Consider the following 12,409-nt stretch of genomic DNA (forward strand, 5'->3'; position numbering starts at 1 on the left):
GCTCGGCGCGTCGCCGCTGGTAGCTTGCCTCGTCGTGACGGGGGAACGGCTCGGCGGGCGCTTCGCCCGCCTGTGGACCGCGAGCACGCTGTCCGCGCTGGGCAGCGGCACGGCCACCGTGGCCGCCCCGCTGTACGTGGCGTCGCGCACCGACGACCCGCTGGTGGTCTCCGCCGGCGCGGCGGTGTCGTGGCTGCCGTGGCTGCTGTTCGCGCTGCCCGGTGGCGTGCTGGCCGACCGGGTGGACCGGCGTCGGCTGATGGTGCTCATCGACTGGGTGCGGGTCGTCGCGCTGGTCGTGCTGGCCGCCGCGATGCTCACCGACCGGGCCGGGGTGGCGCTGCTCTACGTGGTGCTGTTCGTGGTCAACACCGGCGAGGTGGTGTTCCGCACCGCCGCCCAGGCGGTCCTGCCGGCGGTGGTGCCGCGGTCCCGGCTGGAGCGGGCCAACGGTTGGCTCAACGGCGGCACCCAGGTCACGCAGAACATGGTCGCCGGCCCGCTGGGCGGCTTCCTGTTCGTGCTCGCGGTGGCGGCGCCGTTCGCGCTCAACGCCGGCACGTACGCGCTCAGCGCCGTGCTCGTCGGTCTGCTCGCCGGCACGTACCGGGGGGCGGGGAAGCCGACCGGGCCGCGCTCGGCGCGGGCGGAGATCGCGGAGGGGTTCCGGTGGCTGCTGTCGCAGCGGTTGCTGCGCACCATGACGATGCTGATCGGCCTGCTCAACGTCACGCTGACCGCGGCGCTCGCGGTGCTGGTGCTGCTGGCCACCGAACGGCTGGGTCTCGGCTCGGTCGGCTACGGCGCGTTGTTCACGTGCATGGCGGTGGGCGGTCTGCTCGGCTCGGTGGTCGGCGACCGGTTGGTCGCCGCGATCACCGCCACCTGGACGGTCCGGGTGGGTCTGCTGATCGAGGCCGTCCTGCACCTGGCGCTGGCCGCCTCCCGCAGCGCGGTGGTGGTCGGGCTGGCGTTGTTCGCGTTCGGGGTGCACAGTGCGCTGTGGAACATCGTGGCGAACTCGTTGCGCCAGCGCCTCACCCCGACGGCTCTGATGGGTCGGGTGGGCAGCACGAACCTGTTCATCGCGGCCGGCGGCAACTGCGTCGGCGCGCTGCTCGGCGGGGTGGTGGCCGCCCGCTACGGCATCACCGCGCCGTACTGGGTGGGGTTCGTGGTGGCGGTCGCGGTGACGGCCGCGACGTGGCGGGTGTTCGACCGGGCGGTGGTGGCTGCCGCGTACGCCGATCCGGCGCCGGAGCCGTCGCTGCCGGCGGCCCGGTGACACTCAGGGCAGCGGTGGCACCGGCAGTGTGACGCCCTGCGCGGCGGCCCGGTGGGCCAGCTCGATCAGCTCGACCACGGCGACGGAGTCCGCCGGGTCCACCGGCAGCGGCCCGCCGTCGCGCAGCGCCGCCGCGACGTCGGCGTAGAAGTCCTGGTAGCGGCCGGCCTCGGTGGGCACGGCCCGCAGGTCGCCGTCGGCGCCGAGCCGGCCGTAGCGCTCCGGGTCGACCTCGCCCCACCCGGGCTCGCCGGGCCGCCGGCCGTCGCGCAGCGCGGCCTCCTGCGGGTCCAGTCCCCAGCTGGTCCAGGCGGCCCGGTCGCCGAGCACCCGGAAGCGCGGGCCGAGCTGCGCGGTCACCGCGCCCATCCACAGGTGCGAGCGCACGCCGGTGCGGTGGGTGAGCGCGACGAACGCGTCGTCGTCGACCTCGGCGCCCGGCCGTCGCCGGTCCACCTCGGCGTAGACGCGGTCCACCGGGCCGAACAGCTGCACCGCCTGGTCGACCAGGTGGGCGCCGAGGTCGAACAGCGCGCCACCGGCCTCGTCGGGCGCGGCGCTCTCCCGCCAGCCCGGCTTGATCTCCGGCCGCCAGCGTTCGAACCGCGACTCGAAGCGGGTGACCCGGCCCAGCTCCCCGGCCTCGACGAGGCGGCGTACGGTGCGGAAGTCGCCGTCCCAGCGCCGGTTCTGGAACACCGTCAGCGGCACCCCGGCGGCCGCGGCCTCGGTCACCAGCGAGCGGCCCTGCGCGGCGGTGGGCGCGATCGGCTTGTCCACCACCACCGGCAGCCCGGCCGCGACCGCGGCGCGGGCCAGCGGCACGTGCTGCCGGTTCGGCGTGGCCACCACCACCAGGTCGAGGGTGGCGGCGGACCGCCACAGCGCCTCGGCGTCGTCGACCACGCGGGCGTCGGGGTGTTCGGCGTGGGCCTGCGCGCGACGCTGCGGGTCGCGGGTCACCACCGCGTCCAGCCGCAGCCCGTCGGTGGCGGCGATCAGCGGGGCGTGGAACACCCGTCCGGCGATGCCGTACCCCAGCAACCCCACCCGCAGCGGCGCCCGTGTCATGCGGCCGAATCTACGCGGCGCGCCGGCGGCGGGCGGCGGGGTCCCCGGCGGTGCTCACCGGCGGTGTGACAGCGTGGGCGGGTGCACGCATCCTCCCCGGCCGACGTCGACCTCGCGCTGGTCGGCGGCGGTGGCGCCGCCTCCCTGGTCCTGGCCGCTCTGGACCGGTACGGGGTGAGCGGCCTGCGGGTCGCCGTGGTCGACCCGGTGCGCAAGCGTGGTCAGGACCGCACCTGGGCGTTCTGGGGCCCGCCCGGCGACGACCTCGACCCGCTGCTGAGCGCGAGCTGGTCGCAGGTCGACGTGGTCACGGCGGCCGGCCGCCGCGTGCTGTCGCTGGACCCGCTGCGGTACGCCATGCTCCGCTCCGCCCCGGTCTACGACCGGGCTGCCGAGGCGGAGCGGCGGCTGGACGCGGTCCGCATCGGCGCACCGGCGGGGGAGCTGCGCGACGACGGGAACCGGGTCACCGTGTGCGATCCGGAGGGACGCCCGCTGGTGCGGGCCGGCTGGGTGCTCGACTCCCGCCCGCGTCCACCGTCCCGGCCGGGACGCACGAGCTGGTTGCAGCACTTCCGGGGCTGGTGGCTGGCGGCCGACCGGCCGACGTTCGACCCGGGCCGGGCGGTGCTGATGGACTTCCGGACCCCGCAGCCGCGGCGCGGGGTCTCCTTCGGCTACGTGCTGCCGGTCGACGACCGGTTCGCGCTGGTCGAGTACACCGAGTTCGGGCCGGCGCTGCTCGACGACGCCGGCTACGACGCGGCGCTGCGCGGCTACGCCGCCCTGACCGGGTTGGACCTGACCGCGCTGCGGGTGCGGGAGGTGGAGAACGGGGTCATCCCGATGACCGACGGCCCGTTCGTCGCCCGCCCGAGTCCGCGTGTGGTGCGGCTGGGTACCGCCGGCGGGGCCACCCGCCCGTCCACCGGTTTCACGTTCTCCGCCATGCTCCGCCAGGCCGACCAGGTGGCCCGCGCGTTGGCCGCCGGCCGGCCGCCGGTGCCCGCGCCGGCGTACCCGGGACGGCACCGCTGGATGGACGCGGTGGCGCTGCGCGCGCTGGACCGGGGGTACGTGGACGGGGTGGGGTTCTTCGACCGGCTGTTCGACCGGAACCCGCCGGAGCGGGTGTTGCGCTTCCTCGACGGCGCCACCACCCCGGCGGAGGACCTGGCGGTGATGCGGTCCAGCCCGCTGCTGCCGATGACCGGCGCGGTGTTCGGCGACGCCGCCGGGCGGCTGCGCGCCCGGCTGCGCCGCGACCGAGGCGTGTTTCATGAGCCGGTCAGATCCACTCGGTGATGGTCGTGATGGTCAGGCCGCCTCGTCAGCCGACCTGGCGGCCTGCTCGATCTTCGCGCAGTAGGCCGCACGGGTTTCCTCGTCGATCGGGTTCTCGTGTTCGGCGCGCAACCCGGTCCGGCCGTCGAGGCCCTCGCGCAGGATGTCGGCGTGCCCGGCATGCCGGATGGACTCGCCGAGGACATGGACCATGATGGCGAACAGGTTCGTGTCGGCATGAGGCTCCGGCCACCACGGCACGTGACCGGGGGCGTCGAGGGGAAGCGCGTTGATCGTCGCGTCCGAGTCTTCCCACGTGCGCCGGTAGAACGCGATGATCTGATCGCGTGTCTCGTCCTCGGTCGCCCACAGATCGCTGCCGTCGGAGTCCTGCCACCGGGGCAGCGGTTCCGGGGAAGGGCGGTCGAAGACCTCGCCGAAGTACCTGGCCTCGACGGTGGCCACGTGCTTGACCAGGCCGAGGAGGTTGGTCCCGGTTGCTGTCAAAGGTCGGCGGGCGTCGTATTCAGACAAGCCGTCGAGTTTCCAGAGCAGCGCCTTGCGGTCCCGCCGCAGCCTCCCGTGCAGGTTGGCTTTCGCGAAATCATCGATCATGCGGCATGAGCCTGCCATGGGCTACTCGTGGTCTCAAGATCCCGCACGTGGTCCGCAACGACCGGCAGGGCCCCGACCCGGTTCGGCGGCCACCCGGTCGCGTACCAGCACCCGCAGCCGTTCCATCGGGTCGCCGTCGCCCGCGCCGAGCCGGTTGCGCACCGCCGCCACGGTCAACCCCAGTTCCGGGTACGCGAACGCGAGGCTGCCGCCGCTGCCGGCGGTGCCGAACGACCCGTCGTCGTCGACGGCGTAGCCCAGCCCGAACGTGCTCTCCTGCCCGAACACCCACTCCGGCGCGCGGACCGCCGGGGCGGACATCGCGCGCAGCCGGTCGGGGGAGACGAGTCGGACGCCGTCGACCGGGCCGAGCAGCGCCGCGTACATCCGGGCCGCCGCGCGGGCGCTCATCGTGCCCACCGACGGCACCTCGGCACGCAGCACGTCGGGACGGCTGCCGATGACCGTGTCCGGGCGGACCCCCGGCGGGGCCACCGCGTCGAAGTGGGGCAGGTTCGCCCCGGCCCAGGTCATCAGCGCGGACAGGCCGGCGTCCTCCAGCCGCGCCAGCCGGGGCAGCTCCGCCTGCGGCACGGCGAGGAACAGCTCCCGGGTCACGCCGAGCGGCCCGGCGACCTCCTCGGCGAGCACCTGCGACACCGATCTGCCGGTGACCCGGCGGACCACCTCGCCGACCAGCCACCCCCAGGTCCAGGCGTGGTACGCCAGTCGCTCGCCGGGCGCCCACAGCGGCTCCGCGTCGGCGAGCAGCGCGCACATCCGGGACCAGTCGGTGAAGTCGTCCGGGGTGACGTCGGCGGGCAGGGCGGGCAGGCCGGCGGTGTGGGTGAGCACGTGCCGCAGCGTGATGCCGTCCTTGCCGTGTCGGGCGAACTCCGGCCACACCCGTGCCAGCGGCAGGTCCTCGTCGAGCCGGCCCTGCTCGGCCAGCACGTGCACCACGGTGGCGGTCAGGCCCTTGCCGGTGGAGACCGCGTGCACCGGGGTGTCGGCGGTCATCGGCCGCCCGGTGCCGGTGTCGGCGAGCCCGGCCTGCTCCTCGACGATCGACGTGCCGTCGAGGTAGGCGGCCACCTGGACGCCGGCCTCCCGTCCGGAGGTGACCAGGTCGTCGAGCGCGGCGCGTACCTCGGCCCGCAGGCCGTCCCACCGGTTGTCCATGATCAGGGAGCCTGCCAGAGCGCGGTGTCGTCGTCGTCCGGTTTTCCGTCGTCGGTGAGCAGCCGGGCGCGCAGCGCCGCGATCGTCTCCTCGCCGACGCCCAGCCGCCCGGTGACGTAGCCGCGCACCGAGCCGTGCGCCGCCACCAGGTCGGCCAGCACCAACCGGATGATCTCGGCCGGCGCCCGCCCGTACGCGGGCCAGCGCGGCGACGCGCCCCCGTTGCGGTCCCGCCACTCGGCGACCAGCCGCCCGGTCGCCTGCTCGGTCGCCGCGAAGTCGGCCGCGATCTGGTCGTCGTCCACCCCGAGCAGGGCGAGCACCAGCGCGGCGAGCAGCCCGGTGCGGTCCTTGCCGGAGGCACAGTGGAAAACCAGCGGGTGCTCACCGTGGGCGATCACCTCCAGCGCCGCGCGCAGCTCGACCACGCCGTCCTCGGCCACCTCGGCGTACCGGTCGGCCAGGTGGCGCCACGGGTCGACGTCGGGGTCGATGTCGGCCTGGACGTAGGGGCGGTGCTCGATGCTGAGGTTGTGCCAGGTCACGCCGAGGCTCTCCGGGGCCCGGCCGCGCTCGGCGATCTCCCACGGGTAGCGCAGGTCGATCACGGTGCGGACACCGAGCGCCGCGAACCGGGTCAGGTCCTCACCGGCGAGCTTGGCCAGGGAGTCGGAGCGGTAGAGCCGGCCCCGGGCGACGGCACGGCCGTCGACGGTGCGCCGGCCACCGAGGTCACGGAAGTTGCACAGGGTGTCGAACGGCGGGGGTACGGGCATGTCGGCACGCTAGCCGCCGGCGGCGGGTCGGGTGGTCCCGCCGGACGGCGTACCCGGTAGGTTGCCGGGCATGGCGGAGGCGGATTCCGGCCGGGTCGTGGAGATCTGGACCGACGGCGCGTGCAGCGGCAATCCCGGGCCCGGCGGCTGGGGCGCGGTGCTGCGCTGGGGCGGGCACGAGCGGGAGCTGTGCGGCGGCGAGGCGACCCCCACCACCAACAACCGGATGGAGCTGACCGCCGCCATCCGGGCGCTGGAGAGCCTGACCCGCCCGGTCACCGTCCGCCTGCACACCGACAGCACCTACGTGCGCAACGGCATCACCGGCTGGCTGAACGCGTGGAAGCGCAACGGCTGGCTGACCGCGGCCAAGCAGCCGGTGAAGAACGCCGACCTGTGGCAGCAGCTGGAGGCCGCGTGCGCCCGGCACGACGTCACCTGGCTGTGGGTCAAGGGGCACAACGGGCACCCGGAGAACGAACGCGCCGACGCGCTGGCCAACCGGGGCATGACCGAGGCGCGGGGCGGCGCACCGGCCACCCCGCGCGCGGCGTCCGCTCAGCGCAGCGGGCGGCCCTCCTCGATCTCCTCCGGCCCGTCGGCCGGGTCGGCGGTGCCGGAGACCGCGTCCACGTCGTAGCCGGCCCGGCTGGTGTCCCGCGCCGAGCGCCGGTCCTCGGCCGGCAGGTCGGCGAAGTCGTCGCCGGTGTCGTCGGTGCTGTGCAGGGATTCACCCGGCGGCCGCAGGGACGCCTCGTACGCGGTGGCGCCGTCCGGTTCGTCGGTGGTGGCGCGGCCGAAGGACTCTTCACTGGTCATGTCGCACTCCTGCCCGAAGCGGGTGGCGGCAAACGTTCAGCGGGCCGCGTCGGGGTGGGTCGGCATCGAGGAGCCGCCGGAACTGCTGCCGGAGGCTCCGCCGGCCATCCCGGACCCGTCGTCCTCGGTCACCTCGTCCGGTGGCGGCGCGTCCGGTGCGGGGGCCGGCACGTCCGTGTCCGCCGCCACCTGGACCAGGGGGACCTGCCCCGCCTCGTCCTCGGCGTGCGCCGGGTCGACCGGTTCCTCACCGTCGCGTGCCCGATATCCCACCGGTCCGCCTCCCGTCGGTCGAGCGCCGTCCCCGCCGCCTACCCGCCCCCACCCCAGAAAAACCCCACCCCACCCCACCCCACCCCACCCCACCCGCCGCCCCTGCCCCGCCTCCCCTTCCCGCAGCACGGGACCAGCGTCCCGAATTCCGGAACGCGCTGGAGATCTTGGTACGCAGGCGCCCCCATGAGCGCCGCCCCGTACCAAGATCCCGGACCAGGCCGTCGGGGCGCACGACCGTCGCGTCCGCGTTGATCAAGGCGTTTGCGCGGTGGATCGCCGTCGAACCGACGCGAACTCCTTGATCAACGCGAGTGCGAGGCTGTCGCGAGGCCGTGTGTCCGTGTCGGTGGGTGGGGTGGCGGGGCCGACGGGCGGGTGGGGGAGGGGTGGGGTCAGCGGGACCGTCGACGGGCGCGGGGCGGGCGCGTCGGGGTGACGGTCAGGGACCAGTGCGCGGGGCGGCGCAGGCCGGGCGGAAGGACCGTGCGGTGGTCGCCGCGTGCGGCGTCGAGCTGGGACTGGTGCGTGAACAGGCACTCGCCCAGGTCGGCGCCGCGCAGGTCGGCCCCGCGCAGGTCCGCGCCGGTCAGGTCGGCGGCGCCGAGCCGCACGCCGCGCAGGTCCGCCCCGATCAGACAGGCGCCCCGCAGGTTCGCCCCGGTCAACGCGGCGCCCCGCAGGTCGACGCCGATCAGCATCGCGCCCCGCCGGTCGGTCCCGGCCCGGCCGGCGCGGGCCTGCTCGCCGGCGCGCGACAACAGCCGGTTGACCGTGTTCCGGTGGGCGTCGACGTCGAGGGCGAGCAGTTCCTCCGGGGTCCCGTCGGTGAGTCGGCCGGTCTCGTCCAGCGCGGCGGTCAGGTCGTCGCGCAGCGGGCCGGGCGGGGTGAGGCGGACCGCCTCGGTCAGGTACCAGAGCAGCTCGTGCAGCGGTCGCAGCACCGCGAACGTGTCGAACATCCGCCGCGCGGTGGCCGGGTCGGTCCGCCAGTCGCGGCCGGCGAAGGTGCCCTGGGTGAGGTGCTGGCCGGCGCCGAAGCAGTCGAAGACGGTGCACCCCGGGAAGCCCCGTTGCCGCAGCTCGGCGTGGATGCCGCAGCGCGAGTCGGCGCGCAGGTTCGGGCACGGCTGCCCGGCCGGCTTGTCGACGGCGAAGTCGGCCGAAGCGGCGAACGCCGGCGCGACGCAGCAGACGCCCGCGCATCGCGCGCAGTCCGCCCGCAGCTCGCGCGTTCCCGCGACCCCGCCGCTCGCCACCACCGCATCTCCTCCCGAACCAACGCCCGCCCAGCCCTCGCCCATTGTCCGCCCGCCGATCCCACACCCCCACCCACCCCCGCCCCGGGCGTCGATCATGAAGTTGGCGGCGACATATCGGTCCCCGGATGCCGCCAACTTCATGATCGACGGAGTCGGGTGGGTCAGAAGGTGAAGAGGGTGGCGGTGGCGCGGCGCAGCAGGCAGGCGTTGGCGAAGGTGCGGGTGTAGGTGACCGGACGGTCCTGCCAGAAGCCCACCGCCCGGGCGACCACCGGGGCGTACTGGGAGGTGCAGGGGTCGGCGTCCACGTCGAGCGCGTCGAGGTGGCCGTCGACGCGGGCGACCAGCCGGCAGGCGGCGACCGGGTCGGGGTGCAGGCCGCCGGCGGGCCCGCAGACGAGCACGGTGGCGCGGACGTCGGCGTCACCGGCGTCGACGGTGAGCAGCAGCACCGAGGGCGTCTCCGGGCCGGGGCGCGGCGCCGCGGCGACCGGACCGGCGGCGGTCACCGCGGCGAGGGCGCCGAGCGCGGCGGCCAGGGCCAGGGCGGCGGTACGTCGGGCGAAGGGCATGGGTGGTCCTTCCGTCGGGGCCCGGGTGTGGGCCGAGGGGTGGCCCGGACGTCGGGTGAACCGGGCCGCCGAGAACCCTAGGTGGACGGTGTGAACGCGAAGCGTCACGAAGTGTTACACCGTCCGGCCCGAGCGGACGGTGTCTGTGACATCGACGCGCGGGAATGCCCGATCGGCTGACAACCGTGTCCGCGCTCCGGCGCACCGCATTCCGAAAACGGGAAACGGATACCTGAACGGCTGACAACCGAATCGCGCCGTTATTGCGCCGATGCTTTCCGTAGGCCGGATCGTTGTCAATGCACGACAACCGGAACGGCCGTTACCGTAACGATTCCTTTCGGTGTCGGAGTGCGCATTACCGTCGGGTGGCAGGGCGTTTTCGACCCCGTCGGGAGGACTCCCCATGAGCGACCTTTCCCACCCGCCGTCCTTGACCGAACCCGGCCGTCCGGGCGCGGGGGAACCGGCGGTCGAGGCCGGGAACACACCGCCCGCCGGCCGCCGCGAATTCGTCGGTCGGTCGCCGAACCAGCTCGCCTGGCTGCGTCTCAAGCGGGACCGCACGGCCCGGGCCAGCGCCGTCACGCTGACCGTCGCCGCCCTGGTCGCACTCGGGGCGCCGCTGCTGAGCCGCCTCACCGGAATCGACCCGACCGACAAGTTCGTCGACCGGCTCAACGATTTCGGAATGCCGATCGGTTACGCCGGTGGAATCAGCGCCGACCATTGGCTCGGGCTGGAGCCGGGCAGTGGTCGCGACATCCTGCTCCAATTGGTCTACGGCCTGCGCACGTCCCTGTTCATCGCATTCGCCTCGGCTGCCGTGGCGTCGTGCATCGGGGTCGCGGTCGGCGTCCTGGCCGGGTGGGCCCGAGGGTGGCTGGACAGCGTCGTCAACTGGCTGATCGACCTCACCCTGGCGTTCCCGTTCCTCATCTTCGCGCTCGCCGTGATCCCGATCCTGCAGGACCGCTTCTACACCGACCGGGAGGCGCCGTCGCCGGCGTTCCGGGTGGCCCTGATCGTCGCCACGTTCGGGTTGTTCAGCTGGACGTACACGGCGCGCCTGGTGCGCGGGCAGGTGATCTCCCTGCGGGAGCGGGAGTTCGTCGAGGCCGCCCGGGCCGCCGGCGCCGGCACCGGGCACATCCTGCTGCGTCAGCTGCTGCCGAACATCTGGGCGCCGATCCTGGTCACCGTCTCGCTGATGGTGCCCCAGTTCATCGCGATCGAGGCGGCCCTGGCGTTCGTCAACATCGGCGTCACCGAACCCACGCCCGACCTGGGCCGCATGATCTTCAACAGCATCGGCTACGTCGCGAGCGACCCCTGGTACACCCTGTTCCCCGGGTTGACGATCTTCCTGCTGGTCCTGGCGTTCAACCTGCTCGGTGACGCCCTGCGCGACTCGCTGGACCCCCGCTCCACCCGGTAGTCCCCACGGCCATTCACGTGCCCGGCCGGCGGGGGCCGACCGGGCGAGGAAGGGAGCACACCGTGCGCACACGAACCCGGACACTGACCGGTGTCCTCGCCGCGGCGGCACTGGTCGCCGCCGGCTGCAGCCCCACCACCGACGACGGCGGCGGCGACGACCAGGAGACGAAGACCCAGAGTGGCTCGATCTCCTACGAGGCCGCCGACAACAAGGGCCCGGCGAAGGCCGTGGACGGGGCGACCCGGGGCGGCACGCTGACCGTCATGCAACCGGCCGACTTCGAACACCTCGACCCGGCCCGCAACTACGTCAACGTGCAGCAGGTCGCCGGCGGCCTGCTCTACCGCGCCCTCAACGGCTACAAGGAGGACGGCAGCGGCAGGCTGCTGCTCGTCGGCGACCTGGCGACCAACCCCGGCAAGGACGTCAACGGCGACTGCAAGGTCTGGGAGTTCACCCTCCGCGACGGCGTGAAGTACGAGGACGGTTCGGCGGTGACCAGCAAGGACGTCGCCCACGGCATCGCCCGGTCGTTCGCGTCGAACCTCAACGAGGGCCCGCACTACATCCAGCAGTGGCTCTACCCGGGCGGGGTGTACAACGCCACCTACAAGGGACCGTACGACGGCGGCAAGCCGGTGCCCGACGGCGTGGAGACGCCCGACGACCGGACCGTCCGGTTCACCTTCCCGCAGGCGCACTGCGACCTGCCGTACGCGGCCGCGCTGCCCACCAGCGCGCCGGTGCCCGCCGCGAAGGACACCCGGGCCGGCTACGACCTGCGGCCCTTCTCGTCCGGTCCGTACCAGGTGAAGTCCTACCAGCGTGACGTCGCCCTGGAGCTGGAGCGCAACCCGAACTGGGACCCGGCGACCGACCCGATCCGCAACGCCTACCCGGACGCGATCCGGATGACGTTCGGGCTCGAGCAGGCCCAGATCGCCGAGCGCCTGGTCGCCGACGGCGCGGCCGACCAGGCGGCGCTGAGCTGGTCCGACGTGCCGCCGTCCGTGCTGCCCCGGACCACCGGGGCCGGCGTCGTCGACCGGGTGGTGAAGGGCCCGACGCAGTACAACTGGGTGCTGAGCATCAACACGCAGCGGGTCACCGACCTGGGCGTACGCCGGGCGTTGAACTACGCCGTCGACAAGGACGCCCTGCTCAAGGTGCTCGGCGGTCAGGCCGCCGGCACGCCGGCCACCACGCTGATGTCACCGACCACCGCCGGCTTCGCCAAGTACGACCTGTTCAACGCCCCGGTCACCGGGGACAAGGCCAAGGTCACCGAGCTGCTCGCCGGCAAGCGGCCCAAGCTGGTGCTGGCGCACTCCAACCTGGAGCTGCGGACCCAGCAGGCCGAGGCGTTGCGCAAGAACCTCACCGACATGGGCTTCGACGTCGTGATGAAGCCGATCGACAACAGTAGCTACTACGACGAGATCGGCCGCAAGGACAACCCGTACGACATCTACCTCAGCGGCTGGGGTTCCGACTGGCCGACCGGCTCGACCGTCATCCCGCCGGTCTACGACGGCCGCGAGATCGTGGCCGAGGGCAACCAGAACCTGTCGTACCTGAACCAGCCGTCGGTCAGCGCGGAGATCGACCGGGTCCGCAACCTGCCCGCCGCGGAGCAGGACGCCGGTTGGATGGCGCTCGACCGCAAGATCATGGAGGAGTACGCCCCGGTCGTGCCCTGCTACTACGACGCCACCTACGAGTTGCACGGCTCGAAGGTCGGCAACGCCTTCCTCAGTGACGCGTTCGGCATCATCTCGCTCAACGGCATCTACGTGAAGCAGTGACCGTCGTCGGCGGGGGCGGCCACG

Annotated in this window: 13 protein-coding genes; 5 read left to right on the forward strand and 8 right to left on the reverse strand. The window is 73.7% G+C overall.

Annotated features, from left to right (window positions below; translation table 11 throughout):
• Positions 1-34 precede the first annotated feature (34 nt).
• The gene (locus tag CO540_RS03490; RefSeq protein WP_099160879.1) at positions 35-1,285 is read left to right on the forward strand and encodes an MFS transporter; all 1,251 of its coding nucleotides are present in this window, start codon (positions 35-37) and stop codon (positions 1,283-1,285) included.
• Between the two features lie 3 nt (positions 1,286-1,288).
• On the opposite strand, the gene CO540_RS03495 is transcribed toward CO540_RS03490, so the two are convergent.
• A complete protein-coding gene (locus CO540_RS03495; protein ID WP_099160880.1) occupies positions 1,289-2,356 on the reverse strand; it encodes a Gfo/Idh/MocA family oxidoreductase in 1,068 nt (355 codons plus the stop codon).
• An 81-nt stretch (positions 2,357-2,437) separates the two neighbouring features.
• On the opposite strand from CO540_RS03495, the gene CO540_RS03500 reads away from it, so the two are divergent.
• Positions 2,438-3,661, forward strand: a complete 1,224-nt coding sequence (locus CO540_RS03500) for a lycopene cyclase family protein (RefSeq protein WP_099160881.1) — start codon at positions 2,438-2,440, stop codon at positions 3,659-3,661.
• Positions 3,662-3,673: 12 nt separating this feature from the next.
• On the opposite strand, the gene CO540_RS03505 is transcribed toward CO540_RS03500, so the two are convergent.
• Genes CO540_RS03505 through CO540_RS03515 form a run of 3 tightly spaced genes read right to left on the reverse strand, consistent with a single transcriptional unit; the run spans position 3,674 to position 6,213 of the window.
• Positions 3,674-4,255 carry a DinB family protein gene (locus CO540_RS03505; RefSeq protein ID WP_099160882.1) on the reverse strand — a complete coding sequence of 194 codons (582 nt, stop codon included), beginning with the start codon at positions 4,253-4,255 and terminating at the stop codon, positions 3,674-3,676.
• Positions 4,256-4,288: 33 nt separating this feature from the next.
• Positions 4,289-5,437: a serine hydrolase gene (locus CO540_RS03510; RefSeq protein WP_253866419.1), complete on the reverse strand. Its 1,149-nt coding sequence runs from the start codon at positions 5,435-5,437 to the stop codon at positions 4,289-4,291.
• A 2-nt stretch (positions 5,438-5,439) separates the two neighbouring features.
• On the reverse strand, positions 5,440-6,213 hold the full coding sequence (locus tag CO540_RS03515; RefSeq protein WP_099160883.1) for a tyrosine-protein phosphatase: 774 nt from the start codon (positions 6,211-6,213) through the stop codon (positions 5,440-5,442).
• A 70-nt stretch (positions 6,214-6,283) separates the two neighbouring features.
• Between CO540_RS03515 and rnhA the strand changes: the two genes are divergently transcribed.
• Positions 6,284-6,853, forward strand: coding sequence for a ribonuclease HI (gene rnhA / locus CO540_RS03520; RefSeq protein WP_091574337.1), 570 nt, complete (start codon positions 6,284-6,286; stop codon positions 6,851-6,853).
• Here the strand turns inward: rnhA and CO540_RS03525 are convergent.
• The 4 genes from CO540_RS03525 to CO540_RS03540 form a co-directional block, all read right to left on the reverse strand.
• Positions 6,772-7,032 carry a hypothetical protein gene (locus CO540_RS03525; RefSeq protein ID WP_091574338.1) on the reverse strand — a complete coding sequence of 87 codons (261 nt, stop codon included), beginning with the start codon at positions 7,030-7,032 and terminating at the stop codon, positions 6,772-6,774. The two genes, rnhA and CO540_RS03525, sit on opposite strands and share 82 nt — an antisense overlap.
• A 36-nt stretch (positions 7,033-7,068) precedes the next feature.
• Positions 7,069-7,305, reverse strand: coding sequence for a preprotein translocase YidC (locus CO540_RS03530; RefSeq protein ID WP_091574339.1), 237 nt, complete (start codon positions 7,303-7,305; stop codon positions 7,069-7,071).
• A 395-nt stretch (positions 7,306-7,700) separates the two neighbouring features.
• Entirely contained in the window at positions 7,701-8,708 is a 1,008-nt protein-coding gene (locus CO540_RS03535; protein WP_099160884.1) for a pentapeptide repeat-containing protein, read from the reverse strand.
• Between the two features lie 20 nt (positions 8,709-8,728).
• Positions 8,729-9,139 carry an SSI family serine proteinase inhibitor gene (locus tag CO540_RS03540; protein WP_099160885.1) on the reverse strand — a complete coding sequence of 137 codons (411 nt, stop codon included), beginning with the start codon at positions 9,137-9,139 and terminating at the stop codon, positions 8,729-8,731.
• A 406-nt stretch (positions 9,140-9,545) separates the two neighbouring features.
• On the opposite strand from CO540_RS03540, the gene CO540_RS03545 reads away from it, so the two are divergent.
• Both CO540_RS03545 and CO540_RS03550 read left to right on the forward strand, forming a co-directional pair.
• The gene (locus CO540_RS03545; protein WP_099160886.1) at positions 9,546-10,577 is read left to right on the forward strand and encodes an ABC transporter permease; all 1,032 of its coding nucleotides are present in this window, start codon (positions 9,546-9,548) and stop codon (positions 10,575-10,577) included.
• 62 nt (positions 10,578-10,639) lie between these two features.
• Positions 10,640-12,385: an ABC transporter substrate-binding protein gene (locus tag CO540_RS03550; protein ID WP_099160887.1), complete on the forward strand. Its 1,746-nt coding sequence runs from the start codon at positions 10,640-10,642 to the stop codon at positions 12,383-12,385.
• The last annotated feature ends 24 nt before the right edge of the window (positions 12,386-12,409 follow it).

Origin of the sequence: Micromonospora sp. WMMA2032 (genome assembly GCF_002688545.1) — a bacterium.
GTDB lineage: Bacteria > Actinomycetota > Actinomycetes > Mycobacteriales > Micromonosporaceae > Micromonospora > Micromonospora sediminicola.

Excerpts from the sequence above, each read along its gene's own strand:
- CO540_RS03495 (WP_099160880.1), bottom strand. The coding sequence starts at position 2,356 with ATGACACGGGCGCCGCTGCGGGTGGGGTTGCTGGGGTACGGCATCGCC.
- CO540_RS03505 (WP_099160882.1), bottom strand. The coding sequence starts at position 4,255 with ATGATCGATGATTTCGCGAAAGCCAACCTGCACGGGAGGCTGCGGCGG.
- CO540_RS03510 (WP_253866419.1), bottom strand. The coding sequence starts at position 5,437 with ATGGACAACCGGTGGGACGGCCTGCGGGCCGAGGTACGCGCCGCGCTC.
- CO540_RS03515 (WP_099160883.1), bottom strand. The coding sequence starts at position 6,213 with ATGCCCGTACCCCCGCCGTTCGACACCCTGTGCAACTTCCGTGACCTC.
- rnhA (WP_091574337.1), top strand. The coding sequence starts at position 6,284 with ATGGCGGAGGCGGATTCCGGCCGGGTCGTGGAGATCTGGACCGACGGC.
- CO540_RS03525 (WP_091574338.1), bottom strand. The coding sequence starts at position 7,032 with ATGACCAGTGAAGAGTCCTTCGGCCGCGCCACCACCGACGAACCGGAC.
- CO540_RS03535 (WP_099160884.1), bottom strand. The coding sequence starts at position 8,708 with ATGAAGTTGGCGGCATCCGGGGACCGATATGTCGCCGCCAACTTCATG.
- CO540_RS03540 (WP_099160885.1), bottom strand. The coding sequence starts at position 9,139 with ATGCCCTTCGCCCGACGTACCGCCGCCCTGGCCCTGGCCGCCGCGCTC.
- CO540_RS03545 (WP_099160886.1), top strand. The coding sequence starts at position 9,546 with ATGAGCGACCTTTCCCACCCGCCGTCCTTGACCGAACCCGGCCGTCCG.